At 58.1% G+C, this 19,628-nt stretch carries 11 protein-coding genes; all 11 read right to left on the bottom strand.

From position 1 onward, the window contains the following. Position 1: 1 nt before the first annotated feature. Positions 2-994 carry a TauD/TfdA family dioxygenase gene (locus WMF43_RS04540; RefSeq protein WP_437677703.1) on the bottom strand — a complete coding sequence of 331 codons (993 nt, stop codon included), beginning with the start codon at positions 992-994 and terminating at the stop codon, positions 2-4. A gap of 84 nt (positions 995-1,078) precedes the next feature. After that, positions 1,079-1,894: an aminodeoxychorismate lyase gene (pabC, locus tag WMF43_RS04535; RefSeq protein WP_437677702.1), complete on the bottom strand. Its 816-nt coding sequence runs from the start codon at positions 1,892-1,894 to the stop codon at positions 1,079-1,081. Positions 1,895-1,918: 24 nt separating this feature from the next. Beyond that, complete coding sequence (locus WMF43_RS04530; protein WP_437677701.1) at positions 1,919-4,732, bottom strand: amino acid adenylation domain-containing protein; 2,814 nt, start codon at positions 4,730-4,732, stop codon at positions 1,919-1,921. Between the two features lie 681 nt (positions 4,733-5,413). Continuing rightward, entirely contained in the window at positions 5,414-11,458 is a 6,045-nt protein-coding gene (locus tag WMF43_RS04525) for an amino acid adenylation domain-containing protein (RefSeq protein WP_437677700.1), read from the bottom strand. Then, complete coding sequence (locus WMF43_RS04520) at positions 11,458-12,534, bottom strand: methyltransferase (RefSeq protein ID WP_437677699.1); 1,077 nt, start codon at positions 12,532-12,534, stop codon at positions 11,458-11,460. The genes WMF43_RS04525 and WMF43_RS04520 overlap by 1 nt, the downstream gene beginning before the upstream one ends. A 191-nt stretch (positions 12,535-12,725) precedes the next feature. After that, positions 12,726-14,951 (bottom strand): aminodeoxychorismate synthase component I, encoded by a 2,226-nt coding sequence (pabB, locus tag WMF43_RS04515; protein ID WP_437677698.1) that lies wholly within the window; start codon positions 14,949-14,951, stop codon positions 12,726-12,728. Positions 14,952-15,079: 128 nt separating this feature from the next. Then, a complete protein-coding gene (locus WMF43_RS04510; protein WP_437677697.1) occupies positions 15,080-15,622 on the bottom strand; it encodes a chorismate--pyruvate lyase family protein in 543 nt (180 codons plus the stop codon). Positions 15,623-15,631: 9 nt separating this feature from the next. Continuing rightward, a complete protein-coding gene (locus tag WMF43_RS04505) occupies positions 15,632-17,008 on the bottom strand; it encodes a benzoyl-CoA 2,3-epoxidase subunit BoxB (protein WP_437677696.1) in 1,377 nt (458 codons plus the stop codon). Positions 17,009-17,012: 4 nt separating this feature from the next. Further along, positions 17,013-17,963, bottom strand: a complete 951-nt coding sequence (locus tag WMF43_RS04500; protein ID WP_437677695.1) for an alpha/beta fold hydrolase — start codon at positions 17,961-17,963, stop codon at positions 17,013-17,015. Between the two features lie 61 nt (positions 17,964-18,024). Next, positions 18,025-18,243 (bottom strand): MbtH family protein, encoded by a 219-nt coding sequence (locus tag WMF43_RS04495; RefSeq protein WP_437677694.1) that lies wholly within the window; start codon positions 18,241-18,243, stop codon positions 18,025-18,027. Beyond that, positions 18,240-19,040 (bottom strand): hypothetical protein, encoded by an 801-nt coding sequence (locus tag WMF43_RS04490; protein WP_437677693.1) that lies wholly within the window; start codon positions 19,038-19,040, stop codon positions 18,240-18,242. Before WMF43_RS04490 ends, WMF43_RS04495 begins: the two co-directional genes overlap by 4 nt. Positions 19,041-19,628 lie beyond the last annotated feature (588 nt).

The following is a 19,628-nucleotide window of genomic DNA, read 5'->3' as shown; positions in this document are numbered from 1 at the left end:
CTTAACCCACGCTCCCTTCACGTTCACTTTTCCCGGTAGGCGAGCGCCTCTGCCACTCCGAGTACGACTCAGCCATGCACACGAGCACCTTTCGGTTTCCCTCGAAAGGGTCCCTGCCATGGGCCGCTAGCATGTTATCGATCAACAAAACATCGTTCTTGTGCCACTCGAAGTACGTTTTACTTTGCTCAAACGCTGCACGAATGTTGTTTAAGGCTTCACGGCTTATCGGAGTTCCATCCCCGAAGTATGAGCTTCTGGGGAGTCCGCCTTCACCAAAAAATGACAACATCATTTCTTGAGAAGCCTTATCCAGCGCCGAGATGTGGAACAGATGAGCCTGATTGAACCACAATTTGTCGCCAGTAACAGGATGGATGGCAAACGCCTGGCATACCTGGCTGGTTCTCAGCCCAGTGTCGGACCACTGGTAATCGATGCCGTTTCTGACGCAGAACTGCTCGACCTCTTCCCTGCTATTCGTTCCGAAGACCGTCTGCCATGGAAGGTCTACACCAGGACGATAGTTTCTTACATATTTGACGTTCTTCCGCTCGAACTCTTCCCTGACTTCTGGAGCGATCAGGCGGGTCACCTGGATCGTATCGGCCAGCGGAGTAGCTCCGCCTCGGGTAGCTGGCTCCAGGCAGTGGAACAGCAGTCTCATCGGCCAGTCGCGCTGGTATGAATTCTCGCAATGCATCGGAATCGACAGTTGCTTGGGATACTCGGTCGCGGTGTACAGATTGTAGCCAAGCTCAGTGCGGGGCGTCGACCGGTACGTATAATCTAAGAGCCGCCCGAACAAACTGGCAGCTATGCCGTCTAAACCGATTTTATTGCCGAACCCACGAAATATAATCGCCTTGTGTGCGGTCAGCTGGTGCTCGATCGTGGCGCGATTCATCGCAACCCAATCTTCAAGAAGCATCTGCTCTTCCGGCGGAGTGACAACCAAAGGACACGCCGCGGCAACTTTAGAACTTCCTGTCATACGATCCTCGCAGTCCATCGTAAACCGCCCAGAAGCACGGGCTCTCACCGACCAGGACCATGCGCCGGCAAACGAACACGGGAACTACTTCTCAAAGTACACGCCGCTACACAGCTCGCTCAATATGCGCCTGGTCGTCCCGCCAATCGCATATTTTCTCGCATCGACAGCTCTGACAGGCAACACGCCGTAGACCGAGTTGGTCAGAAATACCTCGTCCGCTTGCTCGACGTCACCGGCTACTGTCGACGTCACCTCACAAGGAATCCCAACCCTCGTGGCATAATCGAGAACTATCTGCCGGACGATCCCCCTCACGCCACACGCATTCAGGTCAGGAGTCCGCAACGTGCCACCAGAGACGAGGAACAGATTACTCGAACATCCTTCCACGACATGCCCTAGATGGTTCATCATTAAGCCATCGTGATATTCGTCTTCCCACTCTCTCCGGGCAAGCACCTGCGGCAACCGATTCAGATGCTTAAGACCTGCCAGCTGCTCGTCCTCAACAGAAAGGCGAGTTCGACAAATTCGAACGCTAACGCCAGCTTCGTAGAACGCCTTACTAATATTTGGAGCGTCGCCGATCGTAAGAACCCAGTTGGGAGCAACATCCTTCGCGCAGCGGTAACCTCTTTCGGAACTACCCCTGGTCACTATCAACTTCGCGACCGCCCTTTGCCTACCCCAGTCTCTGACCGCTGCGAGCACCTCCATCCGGACGTCAGGACACCCGATTCCAAGGCGTACGCAGCCGTTGCTCAGTCGCTCCCAGTGCTGCTCAAAATTGTTCGGTGCGCCATCCAGGCAGAGCATCGTTTCAAAAAGACCGTCGCCAAACTGAAGACCCCGGTCGAACACCGAACAGAGCCCTACGTTTACGCTGTTTACTATCAAGGCACGCACTTCAACACCCGTTGTTCATGACGTCTGTTCTACTGCCTCGGCATCGCCGCGCGTGACCGACGACGCACCGTCTCCGATGTGCTTTGCCAGCGCGCTGATGGTGGGTGCGCTCGCGAACTCCTGAATGCCGATTGTCTTATTGAAGTGGTTGGCGACATTGTACAAAAGCATCAGCGCCGGCAGCGAATGCCCGCCGAGGGCAAAAAAGTCGTCGTAAATACCGACCTCGTCGACCCTCAGTATTTCCTTCCATAGACTGACCAAGTGTTCTTCTACGGCGTTCCGAGGTGCGGCGTATTGGTTTTTCGCATTGTTCCTGAGAATATCTGGCCTAGGCAAAGCCTGCCGGTTGACCTTTCCGTTAGGCGTCAGGGGTATGTCGTCGAGCTGGACGAAGCAGGTCGGGACCATGTAGTCCGGCAAAGTCTTCGCCAGAAACTGCCGCAAAGCCGACCATGGAATCTCTGCCGGAGCAACGTAATATGCAACGAGCTGAGATTCTGCCGATTCCACGACGTCTTCATTCATCGTATACCCAAGTTCATCCATGATGGCCTGAACTCTATCGACGTCGATGTCAGTGGAGTCGTCCAGCTCCCTCATCGCTTCTTCCCTGCTGATGTGTCCCATCCGCACGTCCCAGCTATAGGGAAGCGAATAATTATGGTACCGCCGCTCGCGATTGTGAACATAGATGCCGACGTCATTGAGAAGACAGTTGGTTGATCGACCTGTGTCAATCGGCCTAGACCATCCGACCTTTCTCTGGATGTAGTCGTACATCTCAACTCGACTGACGTGGCAGTAACGGTAAAAGTCCACGAAGCGAATGCGATCCATCACGGCGTCGTCCCTGACACACTCGGTGTTCAGGCGAAGGCTCACTGCATCGCCGATGCGATGATATATCTTCCGGGCGTCGAGGAGGTTCTTCTCGAACACAGCGTTATCGAACGAAGACGCGCGAAACAGCGCGGAGAGACGAGTCTCAAACAGCTGCCCCTTCGACAGGCCCATCACGATGTGTCTGACGCCGATCTCGTGCGCGATATTTATCGCAAACGTGTAGATCGTCTTGAAGCAGCCGTTGCACACGTTGCTATGTCGTCTGAGACTATCGACGAATATCTCTCTCATGTGCTCCGTCGAAACGTAGCGATGCTCCACACCCAAGCGGGCTACGGTTCGGTCAATGTTATGCTTGGCTTCATCGGAGATGTAGCCGTTGTCCAGCGTGAAGGCGAGTACCCGCGCGCCGAGATCGATCATGCGGCAGAGCGCGTACGTGCTGTCCTTCCCGCCACTTAGCGCTACTATGCAGTCGTAGCGCGCATTGCCCTCCTGCTTCATCTCGCCGACGATAGCCTCGAGTTCCGCCATGTCGCTGAAGTAGTCGCGGACGACGTCCTTGTACTTCTCAAATGCGACGCAGTGGCTGCAAACTCCATCCGCCGCATAGACCGTATTGGGGAAGCTGGAAGCCAAACCGCATTTGACACAGTAGGTCAGGTCACCGCCCGAGCCGTGTACATCGGTACGTGTCGAGTCAACGACGCACTCCCTGATGCCGGGGTACGAGAGAAGTGCGTTTTCAATTTCAGCTAACTCGATCCGATAACCTCGGAGTTTAATCTGGAGGTCCTTTCTCCCCAGGAAGAGCAGCTCTCCGCGTTCATTCAGTCGCCCGAGGTCACCGCTGGCGTAGAGCTTTTCTCCCGCCGCGAATGGACTTGACACGAAATGCTTGGCAGTGACGTCCGGCTTGTTCTTGTATCCGCGCGTCACGCCGTCTCCTCCGATGTAGATCTCCCCTACTTTACCGGGTTGGGCGCCGTTGAGATGCTCATCGAGGAGGAATATCTCCAGATTATCGATGGCCGTGCCGATCGGCACCGAGCCATGCACATCTTTCACAGGATCGTAGCGATGTATCATGCACCCGACGACGGTCTCCGTAGGCCCGTACTCATTGTAAATAGCGATCCTTCCAGATGATCTTCGATGTACATCCAGGGCAGCTTCGGTCTTAAGATCTTCTCCACCTAAGATGAGCACCCTCAGATTAGAAGCCGCAAGGTCCGTGTTCCTGAGCAACGCCAGGTGCGAAGGAGTGAGCTTCAGGGCGTCAACATTATTGTCGTCGACGACTCTGTTGATCACGGGGACATTATCTTGGCGGTCAGCGTAGATGTAGATACACAAGCCCGATATCAGCGGCACATAGATCGACGTAACGGTTAAGTCGAACGACAATGATGAGTAGAGCGCGAAGCTCTTCACGTCGTCGCTCACATACTGTCCTTTGGCCCACCACACGTAGTTCATCAACCCACGGTGATGAACCATCACACCTTTAGGAGCTCCGGTCGATCCGGACGTGTACATGCAGTAAACTTCGTCCTCACCGTTCACGGGGAGGTTCAGATTACTCGTATCGCCCTCCCAAACAGCGTCGATGTCGAGGTCGATCGCCGGCGATTCGCTCGTGTCGACCTCGTCGAGCCGTCCTCGCGACTCATGGTCGACCAGCACGAACTTCGCTCCGCTGTCCGACAACATGTACTCGATTCTCTTCGCCGGCAGGCCGAGGTCGAGTGGCACATAAGAGGCGCCAGTCTTTAGTACGGCAAGTAGCGACACGAGGCACAACGGGCTCCGGTTCATCAGGATCGCCACTGACCCGCCGACACGCACGCCCTTCGAGAACAAGTACCTCGCGAGCTGGTTCGCACGACAATTCAGCTCACGATACGTCAGGGATTCCTCTCCCATCACCGCCGCGACTGCGCCCGGCGAGCGCTCCACATGAGCCTCGAACAGCTGATGCACGGCTCGATTCGACGGATACTCAGCCCTGACGGTCGGGACTGCACTCAAGGTGCCTCGGCTCGGCACCGTGACACTGGATTGGTTCGCTGTGCTCATCTCGGAATTGCCCTTTCTCCCCTGATCTGGCGCGTGTTCAACGTGCACCAATGTTATCGTTCCCTGCTGACGACGGCTGGAGCCCATTTTTCGCTCAGGCACGATGATGCCTCGCTCACGCGGTCGCTGGCCATCGCCCTTCCGATGCCTTGAGCCTCCGCCGGAGGGTCCGTCCGCCCGTCGCCCGTGTGACGACTCCGCCGGGGCGCGCAGAGCGCGTCAAGGGCGGCACAGCCGCCGAGCCCTGCGGCAGAAACCTTGACGCGTCCGAGCAATCCAGCCCTCTCAGCGCGGCGATGGGTCGACCATCACTCCCGCGACTGGGGCCCGCACCATCAGCCAACCCGAGCGCGAGAGCATCAACCAGCCTCGCTCTCAACAACCAACGATGTCGACGGCGTGTCAGCAGAATGCCTCGCTGTAAACCGACGCTGCAAAGGACCCGCGCGGGAGCTGCACGTAAGGCGCCGCACAAGCGGAGCTGCGAATCTCGGCGCGGTGCGTCATATTCATGCCTGAGCCTCCTTTCATAATCCCGCAGGGGTCCCAGCCGTCCGATAGAAAGTTGATCCGCGCGTTCAGCGCCTACACCGCTCCTCTAGGTGTGTTGATAGCCATCAATCTTTCATTGATGCGAGCGCCCAGGTTGTGCACGTTGTCCTTTTGCAGCATTGTGTAATGGGTTCCAGGAACCTGAATCACGTTAGAGGGCTCAAGCATGGATTCCAGTCCACCATTCCACCCGGCGCTGGCGCCTTCAGTGGGCTGTATACCGAGGCGCTCGGAAGCCTTGTACAAGTACACATTCGGCCCCAGTGCCTCGGGCTTGAAACCAGCCAACAGCGACAGGTAGTATTTCGTTACTTCCATTCGGGAGGCGAGGTAATCCGATGACTCATCCTCGATGCGCACATCGAAGTGCCTGGCGAGAAATAGCAAAGTATCTTTATAATTAGACAAATCCAGACACTCTTCATCCCGTCCATGTGAAGCGAGAACAGACTTTGCAATCTCGATTTCGCGAACCGAAAATCCTCGCCCGCGAATCGCGCCCAAGATGTTAACCGCCGCAGTCACGGCGAGCCGCGAAGCATCTGCCGCGATGCTTGGTATGGGAGTCGAGTCGATCAACCCGACGTACTCCACGGTGCAGCCACGCTGCTCCAGTTCGCGGGCGATCGCGAGGGCGATCAGCCCCCCTGAAGACCACCCGACCAGGCGATACGTCGGCTTGCGCTGCAGGCTTTGGATCGTGCTACCATAGAAGGCAGCGAGCTCTTCGAGAAGCTCGAAGTCGCGTGCCTCAATCGACTGAACGCCGTAGACGGACGCGTGTGCACCCACCACCTTGGCCAAGTCGTTGTAGAAAGACACCTGGCCGCCGATGGGGTGGATGCAGAACAGACTTGGCCTCTCGGGATTCAGCGCGATAGGCAAAAGGACGGGAGCAGGCCTCGCTCGATGATTCAACGCATCAGTGGCGCCGTCGTCCCTTTGCTTCTGTGCGGCTACCGCGTCGTCGATCTCCTTTGCGAAGGACTCCATCACCGGCTTTTCGAATAGAGCATTGATGCTTAGCCTGATACCGCAGAGTAGATGCACGCGCGACAGCACGCGGTCGGCGAGCAGTGAGTGACCACCCAGATCGAAGAAGTTGTCGCGCTTCCCCACGACAGGAACAGCGCCGTCATCCCGCTTCAGAATCTCGCCCCAGATCGCTGCAACCAGCTTCTCCGTCTCAGTCGTGGTGGTCGCTTGGTTGGCGGAAGTATCTGTGACCTCCGGCGCGGGCAAACTCAATCGATCTAGCTTTCCGTTCGGCAGACGCGGCAGCGCCGGAAGGAACTTGTAGAGCGTCGGGACCATGTAGGTCGGCAGCCTCTCGGAGAGATACCGTCGCAGTTCGTCAGCCGCCCCCGACCAGCCGGACCTCGGCACCACATACGCGGTAAGTGCCGGGCTTCTCGAGTCCAGAGGCCACCCCATTACGGCCGACTCTGCCACGCCGGGGTGCGCCCCCACGACGCTTTCAACCTGGCGAACATCTACCCGATGTCCACGTACCTTGATTTCGTGATCGCGTCTCCCTAGGTACTCCAGGGACCCGTCTGCCAGGAAGCGGACCATGTCTCCGGTCTTATAGAGGCGTGCGCCTGGGGTGCTGCTGTAGGGATTGACGACAAATCGCTCGGCGGTTAAGTCGGGCTGACGCCAATATCCTCGCGCCATTCCGATGCTGTCGACGTGCAGCTCTCCCATCACGCCCACCGGCACCTGACGCAGCTGCTCGTCGAGCACGAACACCTGGGTGTTAGATATAGGTTTACCGATCGGCACGCCGGCCGTGCTCGGCACCTCCGGAGGTTCGCCCGACGTGCTCGCTGGGAAGTACGTGACGTCGTTCAGCTCCGTGCAGCCATAGTTGTTCCACAGCGCAACTTTTGGCAGTTTCCTCCGGACGTCCTCTCTAACTCCCTGGGGCAATGCCTCGCCCGCCGTGACGATGTACTTCAACGAGCTCAGCGACGCCGCGGTCTCGTCCGGGCTCTCCAGCAGCGCCCGCAGGTGCGATGGCACGATGTGGATCCGCGTGACTTGCCACCGATGCACCGCAGCGGTCAACGCCGCGCTGTCTTTAACTATCGTGTCTGGCAGCATCACCTGCGGCATGCCTGCGAGCAGCCCGCTCAATAGCTCCTTGACGGACACCGCGAAGGAGATAGAGGTCTTTTGAAGCATCACCTCCCCGGGACCAAACGGATAGCGTCGCCACGATGCCTGCAGCCAGTTGTGTATCTGGGCGTACGGCACCATCACGCCCTTGGGCGTGCCGGTCGAGCCTGACGTGTACATCAAGCACGCCAGCTGGGAGGCGTGAGGCAGCGCGACGGGCTCCAGGTTGTCTTGCGGCAGACTAGACACCCGTTCGTCAATCAGGTTTTCCTGGTCGTCAAGATCGAGCCAGGCTTGCACTTGCTCCCCAGCAAGATGCCCGATCTGCAACGCCCGCTTGCTCAGGACGGCCTGCGGCGCCGCGTCCTCGAGGATCTGCTCGATGTAGTGCTGTGGATACTGCGGGTCCACGGGCACATAGCAGCCCCCCGTCTTGAGGATCGCCACCACGGCGATCAAAAGCTCTTGTGACCGGTCACAAATCACCGCTACGCGCGACTCCGGGCCCACCCCCATCGCACGCAGCCCATGGGCGACTTGGTTGGCTCGTGCGTTCAATCGGCCATAGCTCAGACGTCTAGCTCCGCTGCTCCCCTGCTCCTCGGCGGCCGTCACGCTGATGCACGCGAGCGCATCCGGAGTCTCGTTCACCTGAGACTCGAAGCGGTCCGCCAAGCTCCTGAACGCCTCCATCCGGCAGGCGGTGTCGTTCAGCTCAGCGTACAGGTCCTGCTCTTGCTGGGTCAACAGCGGGAAGTCACACAGCCTGCGCTCCCCGTGTCCGACGAGCGTTTCCAGGATCTCCCGATGATGCGCCACGAGCCTTTCGATCGTGTTCTCTGTAAAGAGGTCCTTCGCGTACTCGATCGTTACCTCCAAGAAGCTTCCGTCGCCCGAGAACTGCAGGTCTAGCTCGCTCGGGGTCGTTCGTTCGCCGAACTCCAATTGACCGCCCCCGAGGTCTCTGCCGAGGCTGTAGGTCTGGACAGTAGGAAAGTTCTGATGGCGAACCATCACCGGCACCAACGCGATCTGGCTGCTATCACGCTGCTTCTGCAACGCAGCCAGGACGTGCTCGAACGGTAGGTCTCGATGCTCCATGGCTGCGAGCACCCGTGCCCTCGTCCGCTGCATAATGACCTCAGCCGTCGGGTTGCCGCTCAAGTCAATGCGAAGTGCGAGGATATTGACGAAGAATCCGATCAAGCCCTCGAGCTCGATCTGGTCGCGCCCGGCCACTGTCGTACCCAGGCACAAGTCTTCCCTGCCTGTGTACTGGTAGAGCACCACGGCGACGCTCGCCACGAGCGTCATAAACACCGTGGCCTGGTGGCTCCGACTGACTTCGGCGACCTGCGCCGCGAGCTCAGGACTGTATTGAAACCGGTACGTCCCTGCCCGCCATGCTCTATTTGCCGGGCGCGAATAATCGTAGGGGAGAGCCAGACCTTCTTCGTAACCCTCCAGGGTCTCTTTCCAGGAGGCGAGGTGCGAGCTCAGATCCTGATGGCGCTGCCACACAGCATAATCGGCATATTGCACCGGCAATTCTGGCAACGATGGCTGAGCGCCTGTCTCCGCCGCGGTATACAGCTCCTGAAGATCACGGAACAGAATACCGATGGACCACCCATCACAAATAATGTGATGCATGTTCATCATGAACACGTGATCATCGGGAGCCACTCTCAATACAGTGACGTTCAGCAGGGGACCCTTAGCAAGGTCGAAGACATGTCCCGCATGCTCCGCCACACGTGCAGCGACATCGCACTCCTTGACGTCACACAGAGGTACGTCGATCCACAGCGCCTCAGCGATGCACTGGACCGGCTGGCCGCCTGCTTCAGGCACGACGAAGGTCGTTCGTAGAGTTTCATGGCGTGCCACCAAGCCGTTGACAGCTGCGCGCAACGATCCTATTGACAATCCACCGCCACGCATCCGATAGGAGAATGCGACGTTGTAGCTCGTCCGCTGCTCCTCCATATGCTCGTTCACGAACCACAGGCGCTCTTGAACGTAGGAGAGAGGGACTGGCTGCCCTCGATCAGCAGGTGCAATTCGGGAATTCGCGTCGGGTGTGCGCTCGGCGAGCGCGATATCGACGGCCTTTGCGAAGGATTCCAGGACGGGGTACTCGAACAGCGTGTTGATCGGAAGCTCAAGCTCGAACTCTTGTCGCACGCGGGAAAACAGCTGCGTCGCGAGCAGAGAATGCCCGCCTAGGCTGAAGAAGTCATCAGCGATGCCAACTGTTGGTGGCATTTGATCACCCTGTGTCAGCACTTCGCTCCAGATACGAGCCAGAGTCGTCTCAATCTTCGTGCGAGGCGCCTGGTAAACGACGCCGCTATCCGAGACACTCGGCTCAGGCAAACTCAAGCGGTCCAGTTTGCCGTTCGGCAGGCGTGGCAGCCCGGGCAGAGACTGAAAGATTCCCGGGACCATGAACGAGGGCAAGCTGCCAGAGAGGTATTCCCGCAGCTCGCCGAGCTTCGCCGCACCATCCGACCGCCATACGAGATACGCGACCAGCTGGGTATTGCTCACCCCCTGCCGCCACCCCACAACAGCGCATTCTTGGATGTCTGGGTGGGCCGCTATGACCTTCTCGACTTGGCGCAAATCAACCCGGTAACCACGGATCTTGACCTCTTGGTCACGCCGCCCAAGGAACTCTAGCGACCCGTCGGCAAGATAACGGGCCAGGTCACCCGTCCTATAGAGGCGGGATCCACCCTCTCCGTGCGGGTTGGGGATGAACCGCTCTGCGGTTAGCTCGGGCTGCCGCCAGTACCCGCGAGCAACCCCTACGCTCTCCACGTAGATCTCTCCTATGGCGCCGACCGGCACCGCTCGCAGATCCTCGTCGAGCACGAACACACGTGTGTTGCGAATCGGGCGTCCGATGGGGACAAATCCACTACTGCTAACCTGGTTGGCAGGATCGCAGTAGGTCACATCATTGATTTCGGTGCAACCATAAATATACCAAGTAACCGCACAGGGCATTGCTGCCCGCACCTTCGCCAGCAGTTCCGTCGGGCATGGCTCGATAGAGACGAACAAATGACGCAGATGCCGGAGCCGGTCGAAGGAACCTTGTGCGTAGGAGAGGATCGCATCCAATTGCGATGGGAACGTATACAACCTGGTCACACGGTATCGTTCCAGCTCGCGTACGAGTTTAGGTATGTCCTTGGTCGTCATCTCATCGACGAACACTTGCGGGACGCCCGCGAGCAGCCCCGCGAGCAGCTCTTTAACGGAGATGGCAAAAGCGGTGGAAGTCTTCTGCGCGACCACCTCGTTCGCCTCGAACGGAACCCTATCCCACAGTGCATAGAGCCAGTTGACGAGCTGCCTGTGCGGGACCATGACCCCCTTCGGTAGGCCCGTGGAGCCGGAGGTATACATCACGTAAGATAGCTGCTCCGGCGAGATATCTACCCTCGGGTCACTCGTTTCGGAGGAGTTTATGGCGATGTCATCGAGGTACATCACCTCGCCCGCCCCCGGGCGCAGGCGCTGGCCCAGAGCGCGACCCGACAAGACCAAGATCGGCTCGGCATCCGTGACGATCTGGTGGACATAGTCCGGAGGGTACTGTGGATCCAGCGGTACATAGCAACCGCCAGCCTTAAGTACGGCGAGCATACCAACGAGCTGGTCGGCAGAGCGCTCGAAGAAGAGCCCGACTCGAACGTCTGCGCCTACTCCGCGTCGGATTAGGTAATGCGCGATTTGGTTCGCCCTACCATTCAGTTCCCTGTACGTCATACCTCCGTCGCTACCCATGCACGCGACGGCGTCGGGCGAAAGCTTAGCCCGTTCGTTAAAGAGCGACACAACACTCTTCGACAGATTCAGCGAGATGCCCGTCTGGTTCCATCGGGAGATTAACTGCTCGTCGTCGGAAACGGCGGATGAGAAGTCCGAAAGTTTCGTGGCCATCACATAGCTCCCATAATTCCTGTTGCCTCGGACGCCGCCCGCTGCATCGGTTTTCGTTTAGATGAAACGACGACCTTTTCCATCGCCGGCGGAATCGCCTTCAGCTCGACATGATCGAAACCCGTATTCTTGAACATCCGCTCAATATCTGAGAATGTATATACCTCGCCGGCTGGCGTTGTGCCTAGCATCATCATGCTGAAGGTGGCGGCGAGCGTTGGGGAGGTACGGTCCTCGTCGGCGATGAACTCAAAGGTCAGTACGCGACCGTTTTCTTTCAGAGCGGCATTTGCCCTTCTGAGGATCTGCTCGCAGCCTGCCTGGTCGAAATGATGTAGAAAGTTGGTCAGCAGGATGACGTCGTAGCTATCCCCGAAGTCGACGCTAAATGCGTCGCCTGGCAGAAAGCTGACCCTATCGGTAACGTAGGCCTTGGCGGCGTTCTCGCGCGCGACCTCCAGAACGGATTCCCAGTCCAAAAACGTCACGTGCGCACGAGGGTTCCGCTGCGCAATGGCGAGACCGAATAGCCCATGTCCTGCTGCGACATCGAGGACTTTGATCGGTTGACCCGGGTGCCTGTCGGCCAGCTCTGCCACCAGAAGAGACGGCAGAGACATCATCGGAGCCATCGCGCGAGCAAACTGCACCCACTGGGGATGGTTAGCAGCGACAGCCCCCTCTTCGGGAAGCGTGAGGCGACCGGTGCGGATCACTGATGTGAGATCTTTGAAACCATCCATGATGTAAGGCGAAAGCAGAAAGTCGATGCTGCCCCCTAAGTAGCCTGGCGATTTTTTGTCGAGAAACATGACCATATCTCTAGTCATGAAGAAGACGTCACCACGTCTCTTAAGAAAGCCAATTGAAACCAAAAAATAGCAAAGGATGCGGATGCCACGGGGGGACGCCTCGCACGCCTTCGCGATCTCCGGCGCGGTCCTCCCCTTCTCACCAACAACGTCGAAAACTCCAAGCTGTATGGCTGCCTTTACCGCTGCGGTCCGGTAGTACGCGTTGACCGTGCTATAGAACAGGTCGAAGGAAAACTCGGGGGGCCCCTTGGTCGCGGTCATGGTCACACTCCAGATCACTGCGCTGTGCGGAAGCGCTACCGGTTTCGATGGCGGCACTGTTCGTGGGAGCCTGAGCGCTCGCGCTGCTACCGCAGCTCGGCGCCGATTTCCACGCGATACAACTTTCTGTCTAAGCTATCGATAAACGGAATTCTCTCGAGCAAGCGCCGATGCTCGGTCGGATTTTATAGTCAGTCCATTGGTTCCACAGGGAATGCCGCGGGTATTGTCCTTGCCGGAGGGAGTGTAACCGCCGCGGCAGCGCCGGGAATATGAATCGCTTCTACTTCCACATTCATGGTCTTGTGGCGCAAGCTATAACTCAACGGGCTGCCGAGCTCCTTCACGTACTCCCAAATCGGCCGCAGCACCGCCTCCGCCTTGAGCATGATTTCCGCGAATTCACTCTTTGGATCGGAAAGGTACGTGATAGCACCACCGGCACCGAACTTGACCGTGTTACCATCGTACGACGCCGTTCTGATGGCAACGTTCAGGTCGGCTACCGTATTGTAGCCTAGATAACCGATCGTCCCGCAGTACACACCCCGCGAAGTCTGTTCGAGGCGGTCGATGATCTCCATCGTGCGTATCTTCGGTGCACCAGTTATCGAGCCTCCAGGAAATGACGCACGCAGCAGATCTACGAGAGAGCAACCCGGCATCAATCTAGCCTCAACAGTGCTAACCATCTGATGGACCGTCTTGAAGCTCTCGATGTCCATCAACTTAGACACCCTCACGCTGCCCGGCACAGATACTCTTCCCAAGTCATTGCGCATCAGATCGACGATCATGAGATTTTCCGCGCGGTCTTTCTCAGAGGTCGCCAGCCGTGCGGCATTCCTGCGATCGATGTGAGGATCGTCCGATCTGGCTATTGTTCCCTTAATCGGCTTCGTCTGAACGGCTCCGCTGGCATCCACCTTGAGGAACCGTTCCGGTGACGTACTCATTATGTAATTGATTCCTACTTTGATGAATGCACCGAACGGCGCTGGATTCGCCTTACGCATGACCAGATAGAGCGCCACGGGATCCAGCTTCAGATCCAACGAGAACCGATTTGTCAGGCAGACCTCATAGGATTCTCCGTCGACGATCTTCTCCTTGCAACTCTCGATGGCCGCGAGGTACTCTTCACGGCCGAAATCCATGCTGACCGATACTCTGTCGAGCCCGAGCGTTTTCGCGCCGCCCTCCGCTTGACGCAAGGCGTTTGCCGTGGCCTCGGTCTCGTCCATCCAGCGGTCGACTGCGTCTTTCTCATCTCGATCGGCGATCGCCACCAGCCACACACTCTCTGAGGCGTGATCAAAAGCCAGGAATCTATCGGCCCGCATCCATGCGGAATCAGGGATTCTGTTTCGATGGGAAGTCTGCGACCCGAAAGCCGCCTTCATCTCGTACGTCATGAAGCCGACGTAACCGCCGCGAAACTCGAATGGCACGTCGCAGTCGCTGTCGACGATGACGCTCTCCAGGTTGCGGTCCAGCATGGTCAGATGCTCGTCGGCAGGACACGTCGACGCGTCACCGCTCAAGCGGCAGACGAGCAGAGACTCGTTCGATCCGCTTCCCATGAAAGAGAACCGCGACGATGCGTCCGGGGCGGACTGGCTGTCGAGCCAGAAGCAATTTTCTCGTCCCGCGTACAACTGAAGGAACGCCGTTTGCGGATCGATGCTCGAGGCGAGCTTCCTGGCGAACAGCCGCAGACGCCTCCGATCCTCAGGCTTGTCTCCCGCGTCGCCGCGCCGGTGAGTTCCGTCAACACCTACGTCGCCTTCACTCTCCAACCTCACGGCTCTACCAGGCGGCTCCTTTCCTACATGTTTGTAAGCTTGCTCTCTAAAATTCGAGATAATCTGCTTACCGTATGCAGTGAGGATGGACTCGGGGTGGAACTGGACACCCCACTTAGGACGTGTCGCGTGCTGCAAGCCCATGATCAGTCCGCAATCCGTCCGTGCGGTGACTATCAGGTTGGCCGGCAGTGACTCTGGACGCACAACAAGGGAGTGGTAGCGCACTCCGTCGAAGTTCTGCGGTACACCTTTGAAAAGGTCACTGCCATCATGCTGAATTACGGACTTCCGTCCGTGAAATGGAACGGGAGCGTGGGCGATCTGTCCGCCGTAAACATGCGCCAAGCCCTGAAGGCCTAGGCACACCCCCAACACAGGAACGTCGTCCTGCTCAAGCGCGTCCTTTGACGCATTAAAATCTTCAGGGTTGGTCACCGACCCTGGGCCTGGCGAAACGATGATGCACCCGAACGAATGGAGATCCGTGATCTGAGACCACGTATATTGGTCATTTCTTATGACCAAAGGAGCACTTCCAAAAACCTGAGCCACGTAATCCGCCAAGTTCCACGTAAACGAATCGTAGTTGTCGATGATCAGACACCGCATATCTATGGCTCCTGGTCCGCTTCATGAGGCTTCGTCCGCAATGGGCGGTTCAGCGGTCCATAGCGATGATTCTATGGATGTACCGGTCGACCACGGCCGCTCCGACGCGGCTCCGAACTGCCGCGTCACTACATGAAGCTGGTTGATGGAAATTTTTCCGTGATGACTCCAAGCGGCTCTCCGCTTTGGCGGACGACATACGTTCTCGACAGGAATTGCGCCCTCTCGGGCAGACCGAAGTATGCGGCAGCTATCCGGCATTGCTGCGATCTAATATCGACGATTTCGCGATACATTTCGGTCTTCTCCTCTCTCCACAGTTGGCCGATCGGCGCATCTGTCTGGAGGAGAGCGACTTGAGCACGCTTGGATAACCTGTCGAACACGAACTTCGACTCGGCGTAGACATAACTCGAACACCGGTCGACCAGCATGATCTTACGATGCAACAATGGCGTCGCGTCTGAACAACCTAGTGCCACCGAGCTCTCCCCTGCGCTGACGAACTGCTCTATTTTTCTCGCCTTGATCTCTTGCCCTGTATATATCGACAGCAGTTCAGTCACTGAGCCATCGGTCACCAGTAAAACTTTCTGAAATAGGCTCAGCACAGGGTCGGCGAGCACACCATCCCGTTCGAATACCCTCGTCCCTTCAGAGCCGTTTTGCATCGGGGCACGCTATTGTAATGGTGACGGGTTGACGCGATTCGTCACAGCATCGCCGAATCGCGTAGACGACGAAGCGATCCATGAGGCAACGCAGTCCGGGGCGAGTTCTCTCTGCATCACAGAGCGCACTGCGGACATCTCGCTGGGAGTAGGAAAGTAGGATGAAATTTTGGCGTCCGCATCGTCCGCGATCAAGACTCCATTGATGTCGAACGGCAGACCTGTGCACGGACCGTAGGTGCGATTGAATCGCTCGTGAGGAAGCCGCAATTCGAAATCGACACCTAGGTTCTTGAGGCACACATTCCAGCGCACCACGATTCGCTGCAGCTCGGCGATGAACTGCTGGCGCATGATCGCGTTCGTCGCTTTCTCCGGCCTGACCATCGCCTGCTCAATGCGGTCTCCCACACGGACGTCGATTCTTACGTCGTGCCTATCGCTCTCAAAACCTCGCGGAACTCGAATGCCGCTCCTGTACAAGTCGTACGAACGATGGGATTCGTCGTTGCCCAAGAGGTCGTATACCTTGGGAACCCAATAGTTCAGGTACTTTTGTATTACTGGCAGAGGAACTGCTCCAGCGTCGACAATCTCGTAAGTGTCCTCGCGGATCGTGATCTCCGCACTCTTGCACAGGACACGTTCGAGCCCGACAGCCCCGAAGGTGATGTGTAGCGGCTCCTCGAACATCATAAACTTGGCCGACCTTGCGAGAGGTGCGAAGGCCGATTGAGTAACTGCTTGTATCTGGTACTTGCCTACCCGGTCGGCCAGAAAGCACCACATGAAGTGTGACAGCCAATCGTCCGTTTGATAGTTGAACGCCTTCAGGAGGCGGGGGTTCTCCGTGTCGCCGCTCATCCTCTCCAACAGCGCTTCCGCCTCGACGACTCCGTCCGGACCAAAGTGGTCCAGCAGCAGGTGTACCATCGCCCACGTGTGCCGGCCTTCCTCCAGGAAGAACTGGAAGAGGTTCTCCAGATCATGCCCGCTGGGTGCGGTCTGGGTGAGCGTCCGGCTCTGTTCGATCGCGGCGTTCTCCACGTCGCCCTGGACACATATGTGCTCAAGCAGGAGGGTGCGGTATTCGGCTGGTACCGTTTCCCACACCTTTTTCCCCTGATGCTCGCCGAAGGCGATGTGCTCCTGATTCGTCGGTGCCGTAAATAGGCCCCAACAATAATCATTGGGGCGCATGGTCGTAAACTCGGCCCAGCCGCTTCCTCGCACGATGCCGGTGGGCACCCGCAGCCGCATTGGCTGGTCGAGGAATTCAGCAGGTCCGCGTTGTCGCCACCACCTACGGAACTTCTTCTGGTAGGACACAAGCAGCTTCGCCAGCGTGGAGCTCTCGTCCAAGCCGATGTTGTTCGGTATCGACATGAATCTAAACCCGTGTTACTGAGGTCGTAGTATCGAGGCTGCTCGAGCGGATGAAGCTAGATACGATGTCAGCTTGTGTCTCGGGTTCGTTGAACACCTGCAAGTGGCCGCCCTGCGGCAGCAAGCGGAGTTGAACAGACGGGTGCTTCTTCGATAGTTGAACGGACTCAGAGAAGTGACTGTACGTGTCGTCTTTGCAATGGATCGTTTGAGCCGGAACCGCACTGAGCACGTCGCTCAGCAATCTGTTGACTGTCGTTTTGTTGTGCTCATACGACCTCATGTACTTCGAGAACACGTACGTCGCGTGCGGATCCGACAGGTGAAGCATCGTCAGCCGATCGCCCTCGAGCACCTTGCTTGGTGGCACATCTCGATATTTGTCGAGGATCCTCGCCAGCTTCTCGGCGCCCGATACGCCCTGGCGCGCGATCTCCAGGTAAATGGGCAACGCGCACCGATCGAACTCTGATTTCACCAATGAATAGCCAAACCCGGCAGGCGCGATAAAAGACATCGTCTTCGGCTTGATCCGAGCGTAGGAGAAGGCGTGCGCAACGAGCTGAGCCGCTTGGCACCAGCCTACGAAGTGAAAGTCCTCGAACGCCTCCTGCTCCACGATGTCACGAAAATCGCTAGATTGAGCTGTGAGCTCGAGGTCCGCGTCGACCATGGGGATGTCTGCGTTTGGGCACCCTTTAGACTCCCATATCAGCACTTGGAAGTTCTTGGAGAGCGCTCTGGCGAGCCGCGCGACCAGAAGGAAGGTCACGCCGTAGGGCGGCAGCAGGACTACTTTTGGGCCATTGTTGCACCCCAGCCTATACAGAGCCGTCCGCCGGCCCTCCGCAGACAAACAAGTCGAGAATTGGACATCTGCGAGCTCAGCTTTCAGCGCCGCGGGATCCAGCTGGCTGAGATAGGACGGCATCGCGCCTGAGGCGGTATTGTTCATGACTCTTCAAGGTGAGACATGGACGCTTTACGAAAAAGTAGTCCAGGCGTGCGCAGTTATATCACGAGCGATTTTCGGCAACGCGCGCAAGCGCATCTCGCAGCGACTTGGGTCGCATATCGGTCCACACTTCCTTTATGTAGGACAGGCAATATTCCTTAGTTCCGCGACGGTCAGTACTCCTCCATCCGTCAGGAATGGCTTTTTTGACAGGCCAGATGGAGTACTGTTCTTCGTCGTTAATCACGACAAGATGCTCAGCGTCGTTATCGGCGTTCATGATTCTCTTCCTTGGGTGTTCTCAATCCGCTGCATCGGCGCTGCGGGCATGTGGTGCGCGAGCGTGCTCTGATGCCTGCGCTTCGTTGACGTGTTGGACAGCTCGTGCGAGCTTGCTCCGTCGGTCGATTGCTCGATCGGCTGGCACTTGGCTTGGGTCGCCAGTCGACGGGCGAGCAGCTCGAGGCGGCTCTTGATGTCGTCAACGGCTTGATAGACGCTCTCCAGCTCCTTGGCGGACAGGTCTTCGCCTTCCTCGTTGTCGATTTCGGCTTCGATGTGTTTCCAGTCCCGCACCAGCTTGCGTACTGCCTTCACCAGCGGCGGCGCCGGCGGCCTGCCTCGCCGCTTCTCCAGAGCCGCGCGCAGCCTGGTGGTCTCCCGCTCGAGCCGCTCCGTCGACCACTGGCTCCTCTTCACGTCCTCGAGGAGGGCCATCTGGACCTCCGTCGGCAGCCCTATGACGAGGCGGAGGTGGGTCGTGGTCAGCTTCGACTCCGCGCCGATTTCCAAGCGGCAGCTCAGCTCGTACAGCGCAACCGACCGATAGAGGCGGGTGGCGCTGACCCGCAGGTCCAGATCAACCCGCGCCGCCAGTCGCCGGAACGAGGTCTCTTTCGACCGATGCGCTCGCCATTCCGTGAGATCGCCTCCGTAGAATCGATCCACGATGATCTTCCCCATCTGGAGGGCTTCCTCCAGTGCGGCCTTGCTGTGCAGTTCGTTGAGCTCACGAACTACTTGATCGATGACCTCATCCGATACGGGCGCCGTCTGGCCGTGGTGCGACTGCAACATTAGGGTCCTCCTTTCACGAAATCACCTGCCGCCGCCGAGCAAGCGTTACGAGCACCGCTTCACTGCCACCGGAGCGGGCTCAACATGAAGGACAACGGTGTAGGCTGCTGTAGCTAGCATGGGCGCCTACATTTCGTCAAGGGCGACACTTCGTCGGTTCATTAATAATGACAGGCCGTACTACGACGTCGTCATAGGGAGGCGGAGGCCGCGTTCAGCTGCTTCCAAACTTTTTGGGTGTTCGGCAATGTGACGCCTTGATGGCACCGGCCGGCCAGTGGCCGGCCACTAGCCCACTGTCGGCTGGTGGCGGGTCACTGGCCCATTGTCCGCTCGTGACCGGCCACTGGCCCTCCAGGCCTAACCACCTGGCAATCGTTATCGGTCGGATGACTGCCGCTCGACACGGATTCGGCGACGCCTTACGCGGGGCGGCGTCGGCCCTGGCCCTCGCTCGGGCGGCCGGGCAGTGGGCCATGCAGGCTGGGCGATGAGGCCGCGCGCTCGGCGGGGTAGCCGTTTCCCGCAGCGCGGCGGCGCCGTCCAGTTCGGACCCATGCGTCGATCAGCGGCCTAGTGTAGAGCGTC

The organism is Sorangium sp. So ce131 (genome assembly GCF_051519095.1).
GTDB lineage: Bacteria > Myxococcota_A > Polyangia > Polyangiales > Polyangiaceae > Sorangium.
This window is presented reverse-complemented; position numbering and strand designations above follow the sequence as displayed.